Annotated in this window: 27 protein-coding genes and 1 pseudogene; 8 read left to right on the forward strand and 20 right to left on the reverse strand. The window is 47.6% G+C overall.

Translation table 11 applies throughout. The features are described from left to right. Positions 1-12: 12 nt before the first annotated feature. From ACCC71_RS13730 to ACCC71_RS13765, 8 genes are all read right to left on the reverse strand, one after another. The gene (locus ACCC71_RS13730) at positions 13-162 is read right to left on the reverse strand and encodes a hypothetical protein (RefSeq protein ID WP_434310188.1); all 150 of its coding nucleotides are present in this window, start codon (positions 160-162) and stop codon (positions 13-15) included. A gap of 13 nt (positions 163-175) precedes the next feature. Continuing rightward, the gene (locus tag ACCC71_RS13735) at positions 176-829 is read right to left on the reverse strand and encodes a DUF2815 family protein (protein ID WP_434310189.1); all 654 of its coding nucleotides are present in this window, start codon (positions 827-829) and stop codon (positions 176-178) included. Between the two features lie 13 nt (positions 830-842). Then, positions 843-2,021 carry a DUF2800 domain-containing protein gene (locus ACCC71_RS13740; protein ID WP_434310190.1) on the reverse strand — a complete coding sequence of 393 codons (1,179 nt, stop codon included), beginning with the start codon at positions 2,019-2,021 and terminating at the stop codon, positions 843-845. Next, entirely contained in the window at positions 2,018-2,425 is a 408-nt protein-coding gene (locus ACCC71_RS13745; RefSeq protein WP_434310191.1) for a hypothetical protein, read from the reverse strand. Before ACCC71_RS13745 ends, ACCC71_RS13740 begins: the two co-directional genes overlap by 4 nt. Before the next feature lie 67 nt (positions 2,426-2,492). Further along, the gene (locus ACCC71_RS13750) at positions 2,493-2,660 is read right to left on the reverse strand and encodes a hypothetical protein (protein WP_434310192.1); all 168 of its coding nucleotides are present in this window, start codon (positions 2,658-2,660) and stop codon (positions 2,493-2,495) included. A 17-nt stretch (positions 2,661-2,677) separates the two neighbouring features. After that, a complete protein-coding gene (locus tag ACCC71_RS13755; protein ID WP_434310193.1) occupies positions 2,678-2,857 on the reverse strand; it encodes a hypothetical protein in 180 nt (59 codons plus the stop codon). Positions 2,858-2,902: 45 nt separating this feature from the next. Next, positions 2,903-3,055 (reverse strand): hypothetical protein, encoded by a 153-nt coding sequence (locus ACCC71_RS13760; protein WP_434310194.1) that lies wholly within the window; start codon positions 3,053-3,055, stop codon positions 2,903-2,905. A gap of 54 nt (positions 3,056-3,109) precedes the next feature. Continuing rightward, positions 3,110-3,292 carry a hypothetical protein gene (locus tag ACCC71_RS13765; protein ID WP_434310195.1) on the reverse strand — a complete coding sequence of 61 codons (183 nt, stop codon included), beginning with the start codon at positions 3,290-3,292 and terminating at the stop codon, positions 3,110-3,112. 148 nt (positions 3,293-3,440) lie between these two features. On the opposite strand from ACCC71_RS13765, the gene ACCC71_RS13770 reads away from it, so the two are divergent. From ACCC71_RS13770 to ACCC71_RS13780, 3 genes are all read left to right on the forward strand, one after another. After that, the gene (locus ACCC71_RS13770) at positions 3,441-3,848 is read left to right on the forward strand and encodes a helix-turn-helix domain-containing protein (protein ID WP_434310196.1); all 408 of its coding nucleotides are present in this window, start codon (positions 3,441-3,443) and stop codon (positions 3,846-3,848) included. Positions 3,849-4,261: 413 nt separating this feature from the next. Continuing rightward, complete coding sequence (locus ACCC71_RS13775) at positions 4,262-4,786, forward strand: hypothetical protein (protein ID WP_434310197.1); 525 nt, start codon at positions 4,262-4,264, stop codon at positions 4,784-4,786. A 427-nt stretch (positions 4,787-5,213) separates the two neighbouring features. Beyond that, the gene (locus ACCC71_RS13780) at positions 5,214-6,593 is read left to right on the forward strand and encodes a recombinase family protein (RefSeq protein ID WP_434310198.1); all 1,380 of its coding nucleotides are present in this window, start codon (positions 5,214-5,216) and stop codon (positions 6,591-6,593) included. A 33-nt stretch (positions 6,594-6,626) separates the two neighbouring features. Here ACCC71_RS13780 and ACCC71_RS13785 read toward each other — a convergent pair. After that, positions 6,627-6,788 (reverse strand): annotated as a pseudogene (locus ACCC71_RS13785) (FeoB small GTPase domain-containing protein); the annotation flags it as partial. A gap of 11 nt (positions 6,789-6,799) precedes the next feature. Beyond that, complete coding sequence (locus tag ACCC71_RS13790) at positions 6,800-7,039, reverse strand: FeoA family protein (RefSeq protein ID WP_434310199.1); 240 nt, start codon at positions 7,037-7,039, stop codon at positions 6,800-6,802. A 241-nt stretch (positions 7,040-7,280) separates the two neighbouring features. Between ACCC71_RS13790 and ACCC71_RS13795 the strand changes: the two genes are divergently transcribed. Next, entirely contained in the window at positions 7,281-7,700 is a 420-nt protein-coding gene (locus ACCC71_RS13795; protein WP_434310200.1) for a metal-dependent transcriptional regulator, read from the forward strand. 65 nt (positions 7,701-7,765) lie between these two features. Here the strand turns inward: ACCC71_RS13795 and ACCC71_RS13800 are convergent, their stop codons facing one another. From ACCC71_RS13800 to ACCC71_RS13835, 8 genes are all read right to left on the reverse strand, one after another. Then, positions 7,766-8,479 carry an MgtC/SapB family protein gene (locus ACCC71_RS13800; RefSeq protein ID WP_434310201.1) on the reverse strand — a complete coding sequence of 238 codons (714 nt, stop codon included), beginning with the start codon at positions 8,477-8,479 and terminating at the stop codon, positions 7,766-7,768. A gap of 23 nt (positions 8,480-8,502) precedes the next feature. Beyond that, positions 8,503-9,291 (reverse strand): metallophosphoesterase, encoded by a 789-nt coding sequence (locus ACCC71_RS13805; RefSeq protein WP_434310202.1) that lies wholly within the window; start codon positions 9,289-9,291, stop codon positions 8,503-8,505. Between the two features lie 39 nt (positions 9,292-9,330). Next, positions 9,331-10,608, reverse strand: a complete 1,278-nt coding sequence (locus ACCC71_RS13810; RefSeq protein ID WP_434310203.1) for a TRAP transporter large permease — start codon at positions 10,606-10,608, stop codon at positions 9,331-9,333. Further along, entirely contained in the window at positions 10,608-11,102 is a 495-nt protein-coding gene (locus ACCC71_RS13815) for a TRAP transporter small permease (protein WP_434310204.1), read from the reverse strand. The genes ACCC71_RS13810 and ACCC71_RS13815 overlap by 1 nt, the downstream gene beginning before the upstream one ends. A gap of 131 nt (positions 11,103-11,233) precedes the next feature. Beyond that, positions 11,234-12,283 carry a TRAP transporter substrate-binding protein gene (locus ACCC71_RS13820; protein ID WP_434310205.1) on the reverse strand — a complete coding sequence of 350 codons (1,050 nt, stop codon included), beginning with the start codon at positions 12,281-12,283 and terminating at the stop codon, positions 11,234-11,236. A 130-nt stretch (positions 12,284-12,413) separates the two neighbouring features. Further along, positions 12,414-13,310: an AraC family transcriptional regulator gene (locus tag ACCC71_RS13825; protein WP_434310206.1), complete on the reverse strand. Its 897-nt coding sequence runs from the start codon at positions 13,308-13,310 to the stop codon at positions 12,414-12,416. Between the two features lies 1 nt (position 13,311). Next, a complete protein-coding gene (locus ACCC71_RS13830; RefSeq protein ID WP_434310207.1) occupies positions 13,312-14,514 on the reverse strand; it encodes a M20 metallopeptidase family protein in 1,203 nt (400 codons plus the stop codon). 117 nt (positions 14,515-14,631) lie between these two features. Continuing rightward, positions 14,632-15,711 (reverse strand): pyridoxal-phosphate-dependent aminotransferase family protein, encoded by a 1,080-nt coding sequence (locus ACCC71_RS13835; protein WP_434310208.1) that lies wholly within the window; start codon positions 15,709-15,711, stop codon positions 14,632-14,634. A gap of 348 nt (positions 15,712-16,059) precedes the next feature. Here ACCC71_RS13835 and ACCC71_RS13840 point away from each other — a divergent pair, with 348 nt between their 5' ends. From ACCC71_RS13840 to ACCC71_RS13850, 3 genes are all read left to right on the forward strand, one after another. Then, positions 16,060-16,839, forward strand: a complete 780-nt coding sequence (locus ACCC71_RS13840) for a DeoR/GlpR family DNA-binding transcription regulator (protein ID WP_434310209.1) — start codon at positions 16,060-16,062, stop codon at positions 16,837-16,839. A gap of 419 nt (positions 16,840-17,258) precedes the next feature. Then, positions 17,259-17,972 (forward strand): MmcQ/YjbR family DNA-binding protein, encoded by a 714-nt coding sequence (locus ACCC71_RS13845; RefSeq protein WP_434310210.1) that lies wholly within the window; start codon positions 17,259-17,261, stop codon positions 17,970-17,972. Between the two features lie 63 nt (positions 17,973-18,035). After that, positions 18,036-20,780, forward strand: coding sequence for an NYN domain-containing protein (locus ACCC71_RS13850; protein WP_434310211.1), 2,745 nt, complete (start codon positions 18,036-18,038; stop codon positions 20,778-20,780). A 49-nt stretch (positions 20,781-20,829) separates the two neighbouring features. Here ACCC71_RS13850 and tsaA read toward each other — a convergent pair whose 3' ends face one another. Further along, positions 20,830-21,528 carry a tRNA (N6-threonylcarbamoyladenosine(37)-N6)-methyltransferase TrmO gene (gene tsaA / locus ACCC71_RS13855; protein WP_434310212.1) on the reverse strand — a complete coding sequence of 233 codons (699 nt, stop codon included), beginning with the start codon at positions 21,526-21,528 and terminating at the stop codon, positions 20,830-20,832. Between the two features lie 110 nt (positions 21,529-21,638). Here tsaA and ACCC71_RS13860 point away from each other — a divergent pair, with 110 nt between their 5' ends. Beyond that, complete coding sequence (locus tag ACCC71_RS13860; protein ID WP_434310213.1) at positions 21,639-22,052, forward strand: MerR family transcriptional regulator; 414 nt, start codon at positions 21,639-21,641, stop codon at positions 22,050-22,052. On the opposite strand, the gene ACCC71_RS13865 is transcribed toward ACCC71_RS13860, so the two are convergent. Continuing rightward, the gene (locus ACCC71_RS13865) at positions 22,038-23,375 is read right to left on the reverse strand and encodes an MATE family efflux transporter (protein WP_434310214.1); all 1,338 of its coding nucleotides are present in this window, start codon (positions 23,373-23,375) and stop codon (positions 22,038-22,040) included. The genes ACCC71_RS13860 and ACCC71_RS13865 overlap by 15 nt on opposite strands. Positions 23,376-23,436: the final 61 nt, after the last annotated feature.

Consider the following 23,436-nt stretch of genomic DNA (forward strand, 5'->3'; position numbering starts at 1 on the left):
CCCTCCTTATCATCAACAATCCTCAAGCGTGTACTGTATAGATTCCACGACGGCGTTTTGGATACGTCTTTCGATATCCTCCGGCTCCGCGTCGTCCTCTACCAGCACGGATCCCGTTACCGTATTGCCGCCGGCGTATGCTTCATAGTATGCAACTTTCATGATTTCGCGCTCCTTATATCGGCTGTCCTGTAATCGGATTGATCTGCCCCGTGGGGCGATAATTAGCGGCTCCCGGTGTTGCGGGCATAGCCGCGCCATATTGAGGCGCAGCTGTCTGCGGTTGTGGGGCGCCAAAGGCCTGCGCGGCAGATACCGCCCCTCCGGCCAAGGGCTCTCCGTCCTCTAGTTTCTGGACCGGTCCCAATCCGCATCCGATTCCTTTCTTTCCCCCAAACGTATAAGGGTAGAAGGAGACATTTACACGCCCATACATGCCACTGTAGACCTCTGACTGGTTGATAATAGGGTTCCCCATTTTATCTACGACTTCGGGCGGGTAGTCCGCTTTCGAGCTCGCTGTAAACACCCAATGCCCTTTACACTCTGGTCCAAAAGGCAAACCGTCAGACGGACGGACGCCATCACCGTCATATACTGGCGTCGGGACGATCGGGGGGCATTGACCGCCCCACTTTTCAGTAGTACCTTTCTGCTTTGCTGCCTCGATTGCAGCATTGATCCGGGCCATGGTAGCTATATCGGTCTTCGGGACCAGTACCGTTGTCTGGTATTTCTCTTCCTGCCCGGCTTGATGGGCATATGGTTTAAAAAGATGTACATAAGACAGTCTTACTCTTCCGGTGGTTACATTCATCACGTTTTCCATAATCGTTTTCCTTTCAGTCTTTAAATGCTTCTGCGGCCGTCACCTTATTGGAGATCGCCTCCCGTTTATCTGTATCCCTGGCCAGTGTTGGCTTTCCGGGATTTTTAACCACATAGTTTCCAGCTTTTAGATCAAATTCCTTTTTGCCTAGCACCTTTTCCAGCGCTGGCGGCGTCAACGGCTTCCGCTCCCACAAAATAGCATCGTCAATTCCACCCTCGCGCAATGCGTTAAAAGCTGTATCCAGATCAGCCCAATCACGGGATCCCCGGCCTTCTACTGCTTTCCAACCGGGCACTTCTTTTCCTGCCAGACATTCGGACAACGCGCAGGCCTGCAGGTCTTTCAGCCACTTTGCGATATCCTCGCCCTGTGTCAAGTATTTACCCAGCTCTTCGTTGGTGATCAACGGCGGTTTTTTCCCGACGGCGAAAGCGAGTTCCACGTTGTTGTTCGCGCGGGCCCGACAGCGTCCACGAGCCCGGCAGTACCGGCAGGTCTTTTCGCTCGGGAAAAAGTCTCCTTTCCCCTCCCACGCAAGAGCCGCCCTTCTTTTTACATACTCCCCCCAAGCCAGAAGCTCCTTCAGCGAGCACAACCAATCGGATATCCCATCCGGTAACCGCGGCTGGACAATACTCAGCCGGATCGTATCGATAGGGTACAGCATCTTACACATCTCATATGCCCCTAAGGCGTATAAGGACAACTGCGGGTTGCCCTCAGCCTCTACCCGCCCCTCAGGACTTTTACCATACTTAAAGTCGATAATATGCAGCGTACATCCGCTGATTAGGATACAGTCGGCAGTTCCAAAACTTTCCGGCACATACGCCGATAAATCCAGCTTATGTTCGATCTTAACTGTAGCTTTCTTGGGGAAAGCAAGGGCGGCCGCTTTCACGAAATCCAGGTATTCTTCTGTATATCTGTCCATCTCATCCGCCCAGCCATCACGCTTTTTCAGTCGGTTGATTGTGTTCGTCAACTTCCGGCGGTTGAATTCTTCTGTGTCAAAATAATGCTGCAGCTTGGCTTCCGCCAGTTCATGGGCTAAGGTTCCCTCATCCGCCGCTTCTGACGGCTGATCCGGAAACTGTTCTTCCAGCCGGGCGCTTGGGGTACAGTCCATCCACCGATGCGCGCCCGACGCGCTCAAAACGGCATGTTCTCGCTCTTTATGATCGCTCATATCTTCGCCCCCAGCTCCCGTAAGGCTGTTGCAAAGGCACCGTACTGCTCCTGAGGCAGCGCCGGAAGGCTGTCCACCCCGAACCGGGATAGGAGTTGAAGCAGGTAAGGCTGCCGCTCTGCGTCCATAAGCCCCATGCTGGCACGGGCCAGGTCGTCCATAGTATAGCTAGGCGCTGTTGTTTGCACAACGGGTGCCGGGTTTGGCGCTAAGGTTGGAGCTGGCGTTGTCGATGCTGGTGCCGGATTGGGTACAGGCGCCGGAACTGCCTGCTGCTGTACGGGTACTGGCTGAGAGACAACGGGCTGCGGGACCGGCATCGATGCAGTCTGCGGAGTCCCCAATAGTTCTTTGGCAAAAGCTTTAAGCTCTGTCAAGTCTTTAAATTCAATCGTGATTCCCATGGTTAAAATCCTCCTGATTTATTGTTGCAATCTCTTTTGATTCTTGTTATAATCCTAATGAGTTGTTTTACTTGCTGGCCTTCGATGTTCCCGCATCGGGGCCTTTTTCCGTTTCTAGCCGAACAAATCCGGCGAGCACGGTAATTAACGCGTTCTGGGCCTCATTGGTTGAAACCTCGCCCAGCAGCTTAATGGTTGACTGCTTTAACACTCCAAGCCGTTCTCTTTCACTCATCTCTGTACCTCCCTTCTTCACGCTTTCCGGTAGTCTGCGCAGTACTGAGCGGCATCTTCGGGGTTGTCGAAAATATCCACCCAGATATCGCAGGTTCTTGTTTCTGTGCATCCTGATTCCTCTCCGTCTCGTGCTAGACGTACCTTTGCCACGATCTTACCGCTGTTAAAAATCTTCGCCTCTACTGCATACTTCATTTTTACTTCCTCCTTTTATTTCTGGGCTTGTCCACTCTGCCGGTTTTACCCGGCCCCCTCTTTGGCTTTTTCCGTTTTTACCACACGGGTTACTGTAATTTCCATTCCGGTACGATCTCCGGCAACATCCGCCAAGGCCTGATAGATTTTTTTAGGGTCAAGCTCTCCGCGAACTATTACAGTATCTTTACATACCATCTATTATCACCTCCTATTGATTTTATGAGATACGGGTTGTACAGGTTGACAACTCTATTCCGGGGCAATGGCGGTATCTCCGTTTTCTTCCGCCCTCATAAGGTCTTCCATGTCTTTTCGCGCCTTGAGGATTTGCATGTTACTCTTTAATATAGGGATGCTTTTGGGGTCCTCCTCAGATAAAAACTTCGCTATCTCGATCATTTCTTCGAGATCATTTTTTTCGGCCTCACTCATTCGATCACCTCCAAATCTTGTTGATAAACAAATTATATAACACGTATTCTTGTTTGTCAATAAGATTTTTGCACTTTTTTCTTTTTTTCTTGTTGACTAACAACATTCCATATGTTATACTAATAGCGAACTTATGAAGGAGGCTCTCATGGAAATTTACGAAAGGATTCAAGAATTAAGAAAAACGCTTGGCATGTCGCGTCGTGTTTTTGGCGAAAAATTAGGAGTGACCGAGAGCGTTATAGTAAATATAGAATTTGATAGATTGAAAAGACCTGACCAAAAGGAACCTATTTATCAGCTTATTTGCGAAAAATATCAGGTCAGCGAAGAATGGCTAAGATACGGAACTGGCGAAATGTTTAAAAAGACATTGCCTATAGACGAGACGGCAGAATTGGTTTATGGTTTACTCAATGAGGACGACAATCCTTTTTTTGAAGTGATATTAGATATGATCCGGACATACCGCGAACTTGATGAGCCGGCCAAAAAAACAATTAAGCAGTACTTTTGGGCGCTAAAGGAGCAGTTGCAAAATAAAAAGGAAGGTTAATCCCTTCCTCTTTGAGCGAAATAAAGCAAATACATGGTATATATTTGGACGATAAACCGCAAATCGCTTTGAGTTAATTTGATATCCATTTTATGTATTGCTGATAAATAATCGTTAAAATCCATGCGGCGCCCTCCTTTGTTTTTAAAACATACGTTCGAAATCCCTTGTTATAATAATAGCATAATAATCAAGAGAATGCAATATTTTCAAGAACATATGTTTTGGAAATGTTTGAGAGGCCTCGTATAAAACTATCAGATCATATCCATATATTACCACATTTATTACGCTATAACAATAGTTAAATTACAAAATTAAGTTGGAAATTTTTACCATTTAATTGAAATATCAATAGACGGTCACCTTGACTTGTAGTATATTAAAACTATAAAACTACAGGAGGGGATAAAATGGAGTTAATAAAATGCAAAAAATGCGGAAAAGAGTTTAACACTGAGCTGGAAGAATGTCCAGAATGTAAAACCCTGACAGCATTCAGCCGTGAATTTGGAGTACCTTATTACTCAAAAGAGGCGGCAAAAACACATAACCATAAAAAGTTGCGGCGTGGTCTTGGAATCGCTTCAATTATTCTTTCCTTGTTAACTGCTCCAACGTATGTATTTTGGGCGATTTATTTTCCGGTTAATTATTCCTTCGCAACACCCGCATGGATTGATACGCTCCATTCAGTCTTGAAAAGTTCGAATGCTGTAGCTATAGCCGCCCTCCTTTGGCTTTTTTCCGGGATTACCATGATTGCCATGAGCGATATTAAGGCAAAAGATTCCTACATTATCCCATCGGCAATCTGTCTCGGCTCAGCAATAGCTCAGCTGTTTGCTTCACGGGTATTCCGAATAGGAGCAATATGGGCTGTAATAACTTTTGGATTCGCGGCGTTTTATTTGATATTAGTTTTTTGGGAAGACTGAGCCAAACATCCCCGCGCGCGATTATGATGATTTCTTTTGCGTCGGAAAATATTTGCGGTGGAACGTTTTAATGTCGCTTCTTACGGCATGGATTGAAATCGGATTGGGTTAAGTTCAAAGTCTACAATCTCGTTAGTCGCCCTCGTGAGAGGGCGTGGATTGAAATGTACACTCCGTTGTCATCGGTGCCGACATCTACCGTCACCCCGTGGAGGAGACTATAGCAAAACATGTTAATGTAATTGCTGATGCCGAAATAATCAAATAATAAAAAGCCGGCCCCTGCGCCAACAGAGACCGGCTTATATAGCCCACCAGAGGACGAGCCATCCTTACAGGCATAGTATACCATCCTCTGGCGGGCAGGGTCAAGTACCCTGTTATTTTTGTACGCATTTTTCATAAGATAAATCAAAAGGAGACTACTATGGAACAACTATTGCAATGCGCCGTCTACATCCGCGTATCATCCGACGAGCAAGCCAAAAATGGAGACTCGCTCAGAGACCAGAAGGAAAAGGGTCTAGATTATATCAACAGTCATAAAAATATGGTTTTGTATGATATCTATGTTGATGATGGGATTTCCGGCCAAAAACTAGACCGCGACGAGTTTACACGCTTGATCGCGGACGTAAAATCCGGCAAGATTAACCGGATCCTGTTTACCAAGCTGGACAGATGGTTCCGTAGCCTCCGGCATTATTTAAATACTCAAGCAATCCTGGAGGAATATAATGTATCCTGGACAGCCATCGATCAGGCCTATTTTGACACGTCAACGCCTCACGGACGGGCTTTTGTTGCACAATCTATGATGTGGGCGGAATTAGAGGCACAAAACGACGGCATCCGCGTAAGAGATGTTTTGGCCAATAAGGTAAAATATGGAGAGGCCATCACTGGCAAAGTCCCCCGCGGATATAAAATTGAGAATAAGCATCTGGTTTTGTCCGACGAGGCCCCAGCGATCAAAGATGGGATTATGTATTTTTTAAAGACAAACTCTCTGAGGGCAACGGTTAAGTACTTATCCAGTAAATACAATATCCATATGTCCATCCAAAACCTAAAACAAAGCGTCCTTAAGAATGAAAAATACATAGGCAAGTGCCGGGACAATCTGGATTACTGCCCCCGCCTTATCTCCGATGATGAGTTTGCAAAAATTCAAGATATCTTAAGCCGTAATATCAATGTCAGATCGAGCCAAAAGCACCAATACATATTTTCGGGCTTGCTCGTCTGCGCGGAGTGCGGGTATAAATTGTCGGCTTGCCACATCAACGTGACCAGCAAGCGCAAAAGCGGCAAGGTGTATAAATACAGGTACCCAGCGTATTTGTGTCCGTCATACAAGCACAGCAGAGCGTGTGCCAATGGAGGGGAAATCCGGGAAACGCGAATCGAGAGCTACATGATTGAAAATTTGCGCCCCGTACTCGAAGGGGTATCGATAGAGTGTAAAAGCACAGAGACCGCGGTTGTAGATAACCGGGCCATGAAGTCCAACATCAGGCGTAAAATAGACCGTCTTAAACAATTATATCTCGACGAGTTGATCTCAATTGAGGAATACAAGGCCGACCGGCTGGACCTGGAAAACCAGCTGGACACTATCCCGGATGTCATTGCGCCAAAGCACGATACAGCGGCCATTGATGCCCTACTTAGGACCGATTTTGAGACGGCTTATCAGAGCATGGACAACTTGGAAAAACGGAAATTTTGGAGGTCAATCGTGAAGGAAATCCGTGTATCTAAGAGCGATAACAGGCATCGAGTTTTTGAAATTATCCTGCTTTAAATTTGCGCTTTTGTTTTACCTGTAAGTTAATCTCCCCGTATGCTGGTGTAGTCCAGTAAGCTCATTAAATACCGTACTCTTTCCCACATTGGGGTTTCCGGCCAAAGCAACAACCCGGTCCCCTTCCTCTTGTTTTACAATTACCAGTCCCCGGTCCAAGGACTGGATTCCCACGGATTCCCTACTCAGTCCCATAATTGATTCCTCTATTCAGCAAATCGGATAAAAATCCGATCGGATTCCTTGCTGCGCAGCGCAATCACCGCGCCTCTCACCAGATAGGCCGCCGGATCTCCCAGCGGGCTTTTTCCCACGCACTCTACTGCAGTCCCTTCGATCAATCCCATATCCTGCAGACGGCGCCGGATATCGTCGGAAGATTCCAGACGGGCGATCACTGCTTTCTGTCCACGATTCAGTTCCTTTAAGCTTTCCATATTCTTCATAATCGGTTCTCCTCTATTCATAAGATAAAACAGGCGCTCTCTGGCTTTCCTGCTGATTTTTTATAATTGCAGCCACTCTTTGCTGATTGCAAAGCCGCTTCACTTTTAGCGAAGGGAAACTTTGTTTCCATACCCTAATATATGGCGGCGGCTGATTTCCGGTTCCGGAAATACACAAAGTTTTCTACTTTTCAAAAGTAAAATTTACTGGGATTGTGAAGAGTATCCAATGGGAGGATATATGGACAATACTTTGAATTTCTATACGCTCGCAGGCTATTCCCGCCTGGAAAAGAAGAAGCTGACCGCTTCTATGGAAGATTATCTGGAGATGATTCTGCGCCTGGGGGAAAACGGGCAGCCCGTGCGCATTCACCAACTATCGGAAGCCCTTCATGTAAAGGCTTCGTCCGCCTCTAAAATGGTTTCTAATTTAAAAGAACAGGGGTTGGTGGATTTTGAACGATACGGGGTCGTATTCCCGACGCAGGAAGGAAAAGATCTGGGTGCATTTTTGCTTTTCCGCCATCAGACACTGCAGGAATTTTTCTGTTTCCTCAACCAAAGCGACGACGAGCTGGAACAGGTGGAGAAAGTGGAACATTTTATCAGCATCCGGACGCTGGAAAATATGCGCCGGTTTTTAGACCAACAAAAATAGAGACGCCCTTCCGGGCGCATGGGCTCTGGCGCAAGATGCCCATGCCATATGTTTCGGCGCATCCATCATACGCTGATTTCATATATCCCGTCTGTATTCTCCATCAAGTCCAGCGCCTCCGCATGAGATATTGATTGAGACATACAGATGTCCATCTGCATACACAGCACGTTTTTGTCCAGGGTAATTTTGCTTTGCTTAACAACTCCGTCGTGTCTTTGAATCAGCTCATTCCATCGTGCACGAGTTACTTCACTGTTCTCCATACGAACACAAACGGTCTGTATGGACAAATTGTCACGCCCGATTGGGAAGCGGTGCAGCAAAAACTGGATGATTACAATCACCACGGTTGAAAACAAACCGACCCAATACATTCCCGCCCCAATAGACATACCAACTGCCGCTGTGGCCCAAATGCCTGCCGCTGTAGTCAAGCCTTTGATAGAGGCATTGTTTTTGAATATCACGCCGGCGCCCAGGAAGGATATTCCGTTGACTACCTGGGAGGCAATGCGGGACGGATCTGCACCTCCGGGACGATCGCCCAACAGCGCCGTCATATCTGCAAAAGCGTACTTTGACAAAATCATAAAAATGGCTGCGCCCGCCGCTATGATACAGTGTGTGCGAATGCCCGCCTCTTTCTGCCGTTTTGACCGCTCTAAGCCAATCATAACGCCCAGTATGGCTGCCAACATAATACGAATCAGAAATTCCAGATTGTCGTATAGTGTAAGCGATGTCTCGGGCAATAACAATGTTAATCCTTTTAACATACCCTCATCCTCCCATCTCTCAATCACACGGAAAACGGATAGGGACCCCGTCTGGATTCTGCAGTAGGGACAACAGCAAAGTGTGTCACTACTTGCTTCTCATTTACGCAATGGATAGCAAACTGTGGTTCGGATACATAGAACATATCCCCACCGGCTGGAGTAAAATCAAGTTCCATTTCCATGCAGATAGGCGGACAGGTAATAACAGTCGCAAGTCCGGTGTGCGTAACCATCCCGGCATGAATATGCCCACAACACACATTGATTTCTTTCTTGCTTATCAATGCGTTAAATTCCTCCACGCCGGAGAATGGCTCATCCATAACCGTAAAACCAGTAACAAAGGGAACGTGATGCATAAACAAGAACGTAGGCTTTCCCGCTTCCTTGTTTAGGATCTCACGCAACTGTTCTAATGTTTCCTTGTTTACAAACCCTCTTGATTCTCCTGCCATTGCCGTGTTCATCAGAATAATGGATACCTCTGGCAAATCAATCTCACGGCAAGCTGTGCCATTGGAAGAAACTGGAATCATACCCGCTTGCTCCATCCGTTTACAACAATCGTGATTGCCAGGAACGTAATAAACAGGACATGGCAATCGTTTTAATTCATGGAGTGCAGTTTCATAGGCATCCATACTGCCATCGGTAGAAATATCCCCACTCACAACTACTAAATCTATGGATATGGCACTGTGAAGTAAATAATTCACAGAATTTTTCAGCGCTTGCGTGGCATCTGCGCGATGAAATGCCTTCTCTCCATTCTGGCACAGATGGAGGTCTGTGATTTGTACAATATTCATGGCTTTCCTTTCCCTATGTTACTGCAAAGTTCAGATACCTCACTGAAAGATCAGTCCTGGGAGGAAAGTGGCAAAGGGTTCCCAAAACAGAGCAAGTAACATGAAGGCGACATCTACCGCTACCATGATGCACATCCACGGTATAATTTTGGTTATTTTCTCCTTGACAACAGAGGAAGAAACAAACAGGTAGCATCCTACCGGAGGCGTCAATCCGCCAATAATGGTACACATGCAAAACACTACTGCGAATTGAACCATGTTGCAGCCCATGCTTTGCAGCAGAGGATAAACAATCGGAAGGATAATGGGCATCACACCGGTACACTCCATAAAGCAGCCAATTCCCAGCATCAGCGCCGCCACAATCAGCATAATCACCGTGGGGCTGCTGGAAACGCTTGCCAAATAATCGCGGAGTCTGCCGCTGACATTTTCGACTGCAAATATGTAGCCGTAAAGGCTGGACGCACCGATTAAAGTCATAATCTGTCCGTTTGTAACTACAGCTTGACGGAGAACCTTAAACAGGCCCTTAAAAGTCAAATCTTTATAGATGAACTTACCAACGATCAGCCCGTAAACACAGGCAACCGCGCCAGCCTCCGTCGCCGTGCAGAAGCCGATAGACACACCGCCGATAATGATGACTGGCATAATCAATGCCCAAACAGCTTCTTTAAAGGTTTTCCAAACATTTTTGGGGACAAACTTTCCGCCGTAGTCAATGTTATGCTTCTTGGCATAAAGGAAGCAAATCAGCATCAAAACAACACCAATACTGATACCGGGAACTAAACCGCCCATAAAGATCCGCGCCACGGACAGTCCGGTGATCGACGCAAAAACAATCATATCGCAGCTGGGCGGAATAATTGGCGCCGTAGAACCGGCTCCCGCAATCAGCGCTCCGGTAAAGCCCTTTTCATAACCAGTCTTAATCATAGCCGGAGACGTAATGCTTCCGATTGCGCTAACGGCAGCGGTACCAGAACCGGAAATGCCGCCAAAAATCATGTTAGACGCCACGCAGACACAACCCAGTCCGCCGCGCACCCAAGAAAACATGGCCGAGCAAAAATTCACAATACGTCTGGAAATACCGCCTTCATTCATGATTGCGCCGCCAGCGATGAACAGAGGAATTGCCATCAAAGAAAAGGAATTTATTCCGGCAATAAACCGCTCAATAATAACATAGTCAGAAAAGCCGCCGCATACCAAAACAGCCAGCAGGCCGGAGCCCAACAAGGCAAACGTAATGGGAATTCCTAAAAGGAGTAGCGTAATTAGTGTAACACCAGCAACAAGTAACATTATTCCTTTTCTCCTTTCAGAATCATTTTGGCATACTCGGGGACAGTACGAATAAATGCAAGAAGCATACAAACAGCACCGAGCGGGAACGACAGATACAGAATCCACATGGGCATGCGGGAGCTGGCAGCGGTAGAAGCGCCCAAAACCTGCATGGCGCGGACACCTGCGGGAAACAGACCCAGCAGAATCACCACAACCACGATTCTGGTAGCGATAAACAGAATCATTTTCGCCTTGCGGCTCTTCACGAGTCCCTGAAGAATATCTAATGTGGTATGACCGTCCGCACGTACAGTGGATGCAGCGCCAACGATAGCCAGCCAGACGGACATATATTTTGTCAGTTCTTCCGACCAAACGATGGGGCTATCCAAAACATAGCGCAGGAACGTGTTGCTAAAGCAAAGAACAATAATTGCAATAATAAGTGCGATGCAGAGATATTCCACCCCTTTTGCTATCGTGTCATCAATTTTCTTATAAATCGTCATATCCAAAACCTCCGTATTGGGGAATCCGGTGAATCTCAAAACCGGCGCAGCCTTTTCACTTATCAACAGAGGCCCAGTGAACGCCCACTGAGCCTCTGTTGATACGTTTTACCGCAGCAAATCGTCTTTCGTTACTGTTCCACAGCAACCATTTTCTGAATCAGATCATTGAGGCCGTATTCGTTAGCAAACTGATCCAACAGAGGTTGGCAGTTCGTGCGCAGCTTAGCAAGCTCCGTTTCTGGAAAGTCAATGATCTCAATACCCGACTTTTCCATATCTTTAAGATATGCTTCATTTTCAGCAGCACAGTCGTCAAACTGCTTGGAACAGCCTTCTATGATGGTTTCGCGGAGAATGGTCTGATATTCCTCCGGCAGGGATTCAAATACGCTGCGATTCACACAAATAATGTTGAATGAAGCCAGATGATTGGTCGGCGTGTAGTATTTCAGAACTTCCTGCATATTCATAGCCATGATCGTACCAGGGTCGTTCTCAATACCTGTGCAGACGCCCTGAGCCAAAGAGGTGTAAGCCTCGGACAGCGGAACAGGAGTAGGAGTGCAGCCCAAAGCCTTCACAGCATTCACATACAGTTCTGCAGGAGCCGTACGGATTTTCTCTCCCTCCAAATCTTCGACGGTACGTATCGGCTTGTCGGCAGTAAACATGCCTCGAATTCCCTGAGAAATGGGTGCGAACGCAATAATCTGATCACACTTGGCATCCGTAAGCATCTCATTGAAGCTGTCTGGCAGAATGTCCATTCCGATCTTCTTCATGCCGTCATAAGTTGTGCAAAGATAAGGCAGACCATATACGCCCAACTGAGTCTGACCAAACGCATCGGCCCAAGCCGACCCCTCATGCATGCCCATGGAGAACTCACCGCTGATGATTTTGGGTATTACTTCGGGCTCATCACCCAGCTGGCTATCCGCATAAACCGTGATCGTCATACCACCATTGGTGCGCTCCTTCACGGTATCAGCAATCCAATTAACCCACTTTGCCTGGTTACTGGTAGAACTAAATACATGGGGGAAAGTCAGATTAATGGTTTTCGTATCATCACCCTTTGTTTCTCCACCCTCTTCAGGTTTCTGGCCGCATGCTCCCATTGACAGTGCCATGCCAATCGCCATCACAAGGGCCAAAATTTTCTTTGCCTTTTTCATGATAATCTCCCTTTCACTTAAGTTGGCATAAAGAAGTGTCTCTTACAATAGAAAGTTTATCATGAATGGTATGTGATGTTAATTGCAAATTCCACATTAAACATTGCGTTTTTCGCAAAATTCGATCATCCTAGCTTTCATTTGAGGCATTCTGCAGTTGTGTCCGGAACGAAGAAGGGGAAACGCCCATATACTTAATAAAATTTCGATAAAATGTCGACGTGTCCGCATATCCGCATAACTCTGCTATTTTATGGAAAGGGAGCGCTTGGTCGGCGCACAGGGCTACTGCCGCATTGATGCGTTTTCGATTTAAATACTGCTTAAATGGAGCGCCTGCCACTTTAGGAAAAATAACGCTAAAATAAGAAGCTGACACGGCAAAATGCTTTGCCATAAAAGAAATGGTTAGTGGCTTCATGTAGTTTTCGTCAATATAGCGAAGGCAATCAGGCATAATGGCGTCATACTCGTTGATTCGACACAGTTCATTTGCCATAATTGGATTATTAAAATAGTTTCTTGCAACCGTATTGATAATAGATGCAATTAGAATAAGCGAATTGTTACTTCGTTCCGAAACGGAATCGCATTCATAGATTAAGCAATCAAACAAATGACAAATTTGGTTTTGCTCCATTTGCGGAAAGTTTATCTTCATCTGTGCTCTCTCTGAATCGTAGCAGTTTTCCATGCTCAAAGATCCGAGCATTTTTTGAATATTACTATGATAATATCCGGGGAAAAATAACGCCCCCTGAAACATAAGCCAAAAACACATCGTGTTTTCTTCCATTGCCTCTACTGCATGCTGGAAGCCCGGAGGAATAATAAAACAATCACCCGATGACAGAACATACTGTTCCCGGTTATGACGATGGCGCAATTGACCCTTCAGAACAAAACATACTTCATAATAGTCCTTTTGGTGCTGTATCTGGTCTGCAAACTCGGGTTTTCTACGGCTGACGTGATAATAGTTCGCATTATTTTCTAAAAATGTTGTCAAAAATAGATTGTTTTCCATATCACTTTTCCATAAACTCTGCGGAAGGCTCCCCGGTATCCTCCAAAGCCAATCGCATCAGTATTTCTACGCCGTCCATCAGCGCATCCTCGTCCACGTCAAAACGAGAACTATACTCCGTGGCCGTAATTCCCTTATCTGTATTTCTGGTTCCAATCAGGAAAAACGTGCCTGGCTTTTGTTCAAGAAAATAGGAGAAGTCCTCACTGTTCATCTTCTGCGGCAATTCAAACATATTCTCGCTGCCTACGACTTGTCTGGCTGCCCGCCGCACGCGTTCTGTGACCTCGTGATCGCACAGCATGGGCAGCGCCTTCAATTGACCGTCGATTTCTACGCTGCCGCCAACCAAAGCAGCATTTTTTTGTGCAATTTCTTTAATACGGCGGAAAATATATGCGTCAGTATCCAAATTAAAGGCACGGATCGACAGTTTCATTTCTGCGTATGCAGGTATGATATTATTGGTACAGCCGGCATTGAGCGCGCTAATGGAACAAGAAAATCGATCCAGCGGATTCAGCTCCCGCACTAGCATCATTTGAATGTCGTTATAGGTATTCACAGCCATAGCTAGGGCATCGATACCTTCTTGTGGAAATCCGTCGAACGATTCCATGCCAAAGAATCGAATCAGGGTAGGACGGCTGGCAGCTAATGACAATCCCTCATAAAATCCAACCTGGCCGGATTCAAGAGCGCTTTCTACATGAGCTGCGACGATGATATCGATATCATCCATCACGCCGTCCTGAACCATATAACGCGCACCGCTGTCAAAACTCTCTTCATTTGGTTGGAAAAGGAGCTTTACACGGTATTTTAGGGAATCCTGAATACTATAAAGACCTCTGGCAACAGCCAAAAGCATAGCCGTATGCGCATCGTGGCCGCAAGCGTGCGCACGGCCAGGTACGCACGAATGATAGGGAACAGTCTTCTTGTCCTGAATCGGAAGGGCATCCATATCCGCACGGAATCCAATCGTAAAATCTGCGTTTGGATTGCCCAGAGTAGCGACCACACTGCTTTTCCCGTATCTTTCTGTATAAGGAATCCCGATTCGTTCCAATTCTTCTTTTATCAGCGATATGGTAAACGGCAATTCAAATCCAACTTCCGGGTGCATATGAAGCTGCCTTCTTTGATAAATCATTCTTGAAAAATCAGCCGCTTCCAATGCTTTTACCAAATCATCTACCATAATACTCTCCCCTTTGCAATGGCTTCCACCAGTATATTCCCAATTTTACCTCTTCCTTTGACAGATCACAACAGCTTGAAAAATTTTTTACATTTCCCTGCGTTTTCTGTCAAACGATCAGATATGAGCCTTAAGTACCTCGAGGAACTTCTTGCAGTCCTTGGAATCGATAGCACCCATGTTAGCTACCTGGAACATATTCATCTCCAGATACTTGCCTTTACCGGGATAGACGGTGTAGCCAGCGTCGCCCATTTCAGCGACAAACTGGGCGACGTTCTTGCCCTCCGGCAGAAACACGGAGGTGACAGTGTTGGACATCTGCTCCTCGGGCAGAAGGAACTTCAACCCCATCTCTTTCATACCGTCCCGCAGGATCTTGGCACAGGCAGCGTGGCGGTCGATATAATGGCTTAACCCTTCCTCCATGACCATATCCAGCGCCTTGTCCAAAGGCCAGAACAGGTTTACGTTGGGAGTATTGGGGGTCTGGTGGTTCTTCTTCGCCATCTGGTAGTGCTTCGCCAGATTCAAGTAAACATTCTTGCCCATCTCAGGAGTCAAGGAGGCCATTAATTCCTCCTTGCCGCAGATGTAAGCGGAACCGGGATAAGCCCCCAGGCACTTGCCGCCAACGCTGGTACACAGGTCAATGTTGTTCTTCACCACGTCGATGTGCTCGCCGGCGGCGGCGCTGACGCAGTCCACGAACAGACGCTTGCCGTACTTCTTGGCCAACTTCCCCACCTCGTACACAGGATTAATCATACCGGTGCTGGTCTCATGGAACACCATGCACACAAAGGTGATCTTGTCATTATTGCACAGCACATTCTCTACTTCGTCCAGATTGGGCAGATTGCCCCAGCCGAACTCCATGTTAGTGGTAGGAACATGATACTTGCTCAGAATTTCGAACAGGCGATTGCCGAACTCACCGTTATTCAGCAACAGGGCCTCGTCGCCATCTTTGAATACAGTAGAAAGGCAGGTCTCGTTGGCAGAAGTGCCGCTTCCGGAAACTACCACGGAATAATAACTGTCATCGGCCTCAAACAGGCGTAGGATCTTATCCTGGATGCCGACGAAAAGTTCCTCGAACTCAGGGCTTCTGTGACAGATGTCGTAATGCATCAGCGACTGGCGGACAGGCTCCTCCACCATTACAGGTCCGGGACTGAACAAATAAGTCTTCATTGTGCATCTTCTCTCTTTCCTAAAAGTCCGATGTGCAAAACCTTCCCTACACCGGCAAGGCTATAGTAGCACCAGAATGTGTGAATGTCAACATTTAAATGTTGTATTTTGTGCGTATATCAAAATTGTGAACCATTTTTCGTGAAAAAACGAAGAAATAATGTTGTCAATCCAAAGTGTCTCCAACTTATAATGTGTGAAATCTCACATTTTGTTGCCATACCACATTCTTTTCGCAACGAGAAAATAACAGGTGCATTTTGGCTCTGAATCCGTTATAATAAAAACTAAATCAAGACTGGCGGCGTCACAAAATGACGCCGCAAAACGGGTAAAGGCGGTATTTATATGCAGCAGGTTAGGCGGGAAAGTATCAAGGATATGCTTCGCAGCATAGGATTTGTCAATGTTCAGGAGTTGGTCAATCGATTTGGCGTATCCTCCGAAACCATTCGACGTGATCTGGAAGCGATGGAGAAGGACGGCCTTGTACGGCGTATTCACGGCGGCGCGGTTAGTACGCAGCCGGTGGTCAGCGAGTCTGCTTATACGCTCCGCCGCCAATTCCACACACCAGAAAAACAGGCCATCGCCCACGCTGCAGCAAACCTGATCTGCGACGGAGATACCGTGCTCATTGCGCCAGGCACTACAACGCTAGAGATTGCCTCTCAACTGCGCAAGCGCGCCAACCTAACGGTGATCACCAATTCGCTGCCCATCACCATGGAACTGGCCGATTGTGCCGGCATCAACGTCTTTTGCCTGGGAGGACATCTGCAAGGCGCTGATTTCTCTACCTCCGGCATTACTGCCATGCAAAATCTGAGTCTGTTTAATGCAACCAAACTGATCATTGGCATCGGCGGTATTACGCCACAGCGAGGGATAACCGACTATCGAATGGAGGAGTCGGTACTGCTGCGTGCTTTTGTGGAAAAATCCGACTGTGTGATCGGCATTGCAGATCACAGCAAATTTGGCGTAACGGCGATGTATAATATTTGTCCTGCCGACCGGCTGAATCATCTGATCACAGATTCTGGTACGCCGGAGGATTTGTACAAGCCATTCTGCGATATGGGCGTACAGGTTCATGTGGCGCAGGCGGACATGCCTGCCCTGTAAAATGAGTGCATTTTCCCCGATATTACGTGAATTGTAGTTTAAACCCACAAAAATAAAGACACCTTTCTGGATGCCCGCCCACTTGGCGCAAGATCAGACAAGCGTTTTCCGTTGTCAATGCGTCCGGAGCGCTCCAACTTTTCATTCCCTTTGTGCCGATTCTCGTCCTGCTTACGATTTCTATGGGATACGACTCTTTCACTGGGGCCGATATAGGTCCCCTTTTTGCTTACCTGGAAATCCGACATTTGCAGATTTTCCAGCCAATGCCTCCCTTACCCCTTATCTGAATCTGTTCCGAAAAAGGTGACTGTAGAAACCTTCTTGACTTTTCCTCGTTGTTTCATTATACTGGCTCCAATAAAGAAATCTGAGGTGATCATTCTATGAATACAATACGAGAACAAATTTATTCGTATGTGAAGAAAAAATATAAAACTACACCGGAATACCTATGGAGCCGTTTCCCTGATTATGCGATTTTCCGGCATGGAGATAACAATAAATGGTACGGTTTGATCATGAATATTCCCCGCAGTAAGTTAGGGCTGCCCGAAGATGAGAGAACCGATATTCTTAATGTCAAATTGGATGATCCGTTTTTTGTAGATATGCTCATACAGAAGGAAGGGTATTTTAAGGGTTATCATATCCGTCGGGGCAATTGGATCTCCATCCTTCTTGATGGTACCGTTCCTTTTGAAGAAATCTGCGAAATGCTTGACAAGAGTTTCTTTTTCACAGCATCGAGACAGGGAAAACAGAAACTGCGGCCACCAAAGGAATGGCTCATTCCGGCAAATCCGAAATATTATGACATAGAACATGCATTTGAAGGTGCAGATATCATTAACTGGAAGCAGGGAAACGGCATCCGAAAGGGCGATACGGTTTTTATGTATGTCGGATCTCCTATTTCAGCAATCCTCTATCAATGCAAGGTCACAGAAACAGATATACCATACGATTATGCGAATAAGAATCTCACGATCAAATCGCTGATGAAGATAAAGCTGCTAAAAAGATATCAACCTGACCTTTTTCCATTTCATATTTTGAAAGAAAAATACGGAATATCTGCCGTAAGAGGACCGCGTGGAATACCGCATAGCCTAAGTGAAGCCTTAAAGTAATAATACCCATGCTGCACTATATTGTTTTTGACGCATAAATACTGTACAGAAAGGACATTTTCTATGGAGGCCACGCCGGAATATAAACCAATCACACAGAAAAAACATATTTGCATCGGCATCCTCGCCCACGTGGACGCTGGTAAAACAACGCTGGCGGAAAGCATTCTCTATCTGACCGGCCGCATCCGGAAGCTGGGCCGCGTAGATCACAAAGACGCCTTTCTCGACACCAATGCGCTGGAACGGGCAAGGGGCATCACCATCTTTTCCAAGCAAGCGATCTTCTCTCTGGGCGATACCACGGTAACGCTGCTGGATACGCCGGGGCATGTGGATTTTTCGGCTGAAATGGAGCGAACTCTTCCGGTTCTGGATTATGCCATCCTCGTCGTCAGCGCGGCGGACGGCGTATCCGGCCATGTCCGCACCCTCTGGCAGCTCCTGTCTCAGTACCAGATTCCAACCTTTCTTTTTATCAACAAAATGGATCAGGAAGGCGCGGATTCCCAAACGATTCTGGCAGAGCTGGGGAAACAATTGGACGAGCGATGCGTGGATTTTTCCGAAGCCTCAGAAAACAGCAGCTTTTTTGAAAATCTGGCCATGTGCGATGAGCTTTTGCTGGACAAATATCTGGAACAAGGTATGCTGGAAAATCATGATATCGCAGAGAAGATTCAGCAAAGGAAAATCTTTCCCTGCTATTTTGGCTCCGCTTTAAAGCTGACCGGTGTCGGAGAGTTTCTAAAAGGGCTCTCTTCCTATACGAAATCATCCTCCTTTGGAAATGCTTTCGGCGCTAAGGTATATAAAATCTCCCGTGACAGCCAGGGAAACCGGCTGACCCATATGAAAATTACCGGAGGCATTCTAAAGGTAAAAATGCCTCTGACGAACCAGACGCAAAATCCTGACCCCAAAACTGGGCGGCCCACGGAAAACGACGACATCTGGGAAGAAAAGGTCGATCAAATCCGTCTCTACTCCGGCGTTACCTTTCAGTCGGTAGACGAAGTTCCTGCCGGAACCATCTGCACCGTGACCGGTCTCAGTCATACCTATTCCGGCCAGGGACTGGGATGCGAACCTTCCTCCCAATTGCCAGTTCTGGAACCTGTCATGACTTACCGAGTTCTGCTGCCGGAGGGATGCGATGTGCACCAAGCCTTTTCCAAACTCAGCCAATTGGAGGAGGAGGAACCGCTGCTTCACATGGTCTGGGAGGAACAAACCGGCGAGATTCACGCCAGGCTGATGGGAGAAGTCCAAATTGAAATCCTAAAAAGCACGATCCTGGAACGCTTTGGCCTTTCGGTCGCCTTCGATACCGGAAGTATTGTATATAAGGAAACCATCCGACGTGCTGTGGAAGGCGCCGGTCATTTTGAACCGCTGCGCCATTATGCGGAAGTTCACCTTTTGATGGAGCCTGGCGAACCGGGAAGCGGCCTTCAATTTGCTTCCGAATGCAGCGAAGACCTCTTAGATCGAAACTGGCAGCGGCTGATCCTGACTCATCTGGAAGAAAAGAAACACCGGGGAATTTTAACCGGCGCAGAACTGACGGACACAAAGATTACGCTGATCTCCGGCCGCGCTCATCCCAAACACACGGAAGGCGGCGATTTCCGCCAGGCAACCTACCGGGCGGTCCGGCAAGGCCTAAAGCAGGCCGGCTGCGTATTGCTGGAACCCATCTACGAATTCCGCCTGGAACTTCCCGCCGATAAAATCGGCCGCGCAATTTCCGATATTCAAAACAGACACGGACAATTTTCCCCGCCGGAAATCCTAGGGGAAAAAGCAGTCTTAACCGGCACCGCGCCGGTCGCCACTATGCAGGGATACCAGATGGAACTCATTTCCTACACCAAAGGTGAAGGAACCTTGGCATGTACCGTCAAAGGCTACGAACCCTGCCACAATGCGGAAGAAGTGATCGCGGCCTCCGGATACGACGAGGAAGCCGACCTGGAAAATCCATCTGGCTCCATCTTTTGTTCCCACGGCGCGGGAGTTTTCATTCCCTGGGATCAAGTTGCCAGCCATATGCACCTGGAATACCGCAAGATACAGACGCCGCCGCTTCCGGCCAATAGCCCCATATCCGCACCTTCTCCCACGTTCCGTTCCTCTTTTAGCGCCGAGGACAAGGAGCTGGAAGCCATCTTCACCCGCACCTATGGGCCGGACCGAAGAGCAGAACGAACGCTTCCAAGCCGTCTGGACGCCGCGCCGCGCTTTCATCAAAAACAGGCGCAAAAAGAGCCTCAAAAAGAATATTTGCTGGTAGACGGCTACAATATCATCTTTTCCTGGGAGGAGCTAAAAGATCTGGCCAGAGAAAACATCGAAGGAGCCCGCAACTTATTGGCGGATATTCTCTGTAATTATCAGGGATTTAAAAAGAATACGGTGATTCTGGTCTTCGATGCCTATAAGGTAAAGGGAAATCCCGGAGAAGTACAGAATTATCACAACATCTATATTGTCTATACGAAGGAAGCGGAAACCGCCGATCAGTATATCGAAAAAACCGTCCATGAACTGGGAAGAAAATATACCGTGACAGTCGCTACCTCCGACGCTTTGGAGCAGGTCATTATCCTAGGGCAAGGGGCCTCCCGGCTTTCCGCTCCCGGCCTTCGGGAAGAAATCGAGGCGGCTCGTGTAGAAATTCAGGAAATCTGCCAAAGCCGTCCGAAGGCAGAACGAAATTATCTCTTTCACCATCTTCCGGAAGACACGGCAAAGCAGCTGGAAGAAGTGCGGCTCGGAAAAAGAAAATTGGGGGACAATCACTAATCCCCCAGCAGGCGAAGGAAGGGGCACATCAAGGGAGCTCCTTCCTTTTTTACTTTTCCGTCGCAGGCTCCACCTGCCGTACGGTCAGCACTCCGTCCTGCACGGTAAAACGAATTTCCAGTCCGGCAAATCCAAAGCCATAGACACGCTCCGGGTCGTTTTGATAAGAAGGTCTCGGATCGCTGGCAAGAACGCCCTGCAAAGCATCCCGGCGTTCTTCTGGAACCAAGGCCAGCAGCTGCTCCGGAAACTCCACCAAAAGCCGGTAATCCTTTGTGCTTTCCGCAAATCCTCCGGCCGCCTCCGGATGGCTGTCCACAAAAGGAAGATACGGTTTGATATCCAGAATCGGGGTATTGTCCATCAGATCCGCTCCTGAGATATGCAGTACCGGCCCCAGGCGAGGATCGATCTCCACCCGTTCCAGCCGAACGGAAGAAAGGCCGATGGGGTTAGGGCGAAAAGGGGAACGGGTAGCAAATACTCCCATACGCCGGTTTCCTCCCAGCCGCGGCGGCCGCACCGTAGGCGCCCAAGTATCACGCACCGCCTCGGAAAATTCCCAGATCAGCCAAAGATACGTGAAATCCTCGATTCCCCGCACCGCGTCCACATTTCGGAACTCCGGCTCAAATACAATCTTGGATTTTAATTCATGAACCAATCCGCTTTGCCGGGGAATGCCAAACTTTGTTGGAAAATCCGAGCGGATTCTAGCAACAATTTTCATCGGCTGTAACAATGCCATCACACGCACCTCTACTTTCCTTTCGAATAAAACCAAACAAAAAACACTTGACCTAGAGTGCGCTTTAAGTGCTACACTAGGAATGAAACCATGAAGCAAGGAGAAGCCCCATGACAATCGCTGAAGTAAGCAAAAAATACGAAATGACCCCAGACACGCTGCGCTATTATGAACGGATTGGTCTCATTCCTCCGGTTCCCCGAACCAAAAGTGGAATTCGAGATTATGACGAGGAATCTTGCCGCTGGATCGAAATGATGAAATGTATGCGGAAATCCGGCGTCCAAATCGAAGCCTTAATCGAATATGTCGCGCTCTTTGATCAGGGCGATTCCACCGCGGACGCCAGAAAAGCGATCCTAATCGAGCAGAGAAATCAGCTGATGAAACGCATGGAAGATATGCAGGCATCGTTAGATCGTCTCAATCATAAAATCCAACATTATGAACAGGGCGTGATCGTGGCAGAGCGGGATTTGCAGCAGCTTCGTGAATCCAAGCAGGATAAGTCAACGGCAGAATAGATCCCGTTTCTTTCTTTGATAATACCAGACGCCCGCCAAATCCGCCAGGCCCCAGCCGATCGGAACCGCGGCCCAGATCCCGGTTACACCGATAGAGGGGACCGCGGACAGGACGTAGGCCAGCCCAACACGAGTTCCCAGGGAAATCACGGTCAGTACCACAGACATTCCCGGCATCTTGATTGCCCGGTAAAATCCATAGAGCAAAAACAATAGGCCGATTCCAGCATAGAAAGCGCCCTCTATCCGCAGGTATCCCACTCCCACCGCAATAATTTCCGTCTCCTCCGGCTGAATAAAAATCTGCATCAACGGGCGCGCAAAGATACAGACCACTGCGCTGACCGCCGCGCTAAAGGCCAAAGACGTACATACCGCGCTCCGTGTTCCACGGGTAATCCGCTGGAATTTCCGGGCTCCATAGTTCTGGGCAATAAATGTGGAAAAAGCATTGCCAAATTCCTGAACCGGCATATAGGCGAAAGAATCGATCTTGACTGCCGCTGCAAACGCTGCCATAACTGCCGCTCCAAAACGATTGACAATGCCCTGAACCATCAGAATTCCAAAATTCATCACCGACTGCTGGACGCAGGTGAGAAACGACAGGCTTGCGATTTCTTTTAGAATCTCTGGTTTCCAAACCATATGGCGTTTGCTGATTGCCAGCTGGGGAAAACGTCTCCTTGTATAAACCACAATTCCAATTCCAGAGACATACTGAGCGGCTACCGTTGCAATCGCAGCGCCTTCCACCCCCCATTGAAATCCCAGCACAAACAAAAAATCCAAACCAATATTAAGCCCCGCCGATACTCCTAAGAAAATCAATGGAGTAACCGAATCCCCAACCGCCCGCAGCAAAGATGCAAAGTAGTTATAGAGAAACGTCGCGCTGATTCCCCAAAAGATAATCCAAAGATACGCCCGCATAAGGCCGCGGAGCTCCTCCGGGACCTGAAGCAGCCGAATAATCGGATCAATACCCAGTAAAACCAGCAGATTGATCAAAAGAGAAATAACCGCGATCAGAAGGAACGAATGAAAGATGCTGGCCTTCAGCTTTTCCTCATTCTTTTCTCCATAGGAAACAGCAAAAACCGCGCCGCTTCCCATACAAAGGCCCAGCAAGATGGAGGTAAGGAACGTCATTAAGGTATAGGAGGAACCTACCGCCGCTAAAGCATTCGCTCCCAAAAAACGACCGACAATCAATGTGTCCGCCACATTATATAATTGCTGCAATAGGCTCCCCAACATCATAGGCAGCGCAAATCGAAGCAAATTTTTTGTGATTCCTCCGCTTAAAAGATCCTGCTGCACGTCCCGTCTCCCTGAAGTTTTATCAAAATTATATCGATTTCAAGGTACAAGGTCAATTCCT

The sequence above is a fragment of the Hominifimenecus sp. rT4P-3 genome (genome assembly GCF_051055405.1).
Taxonomy (GTDB): Bacteria; Bacillota; Clostridia; order Lachnospirales; family Lachnospiraceae; genus Pseudolachnospira.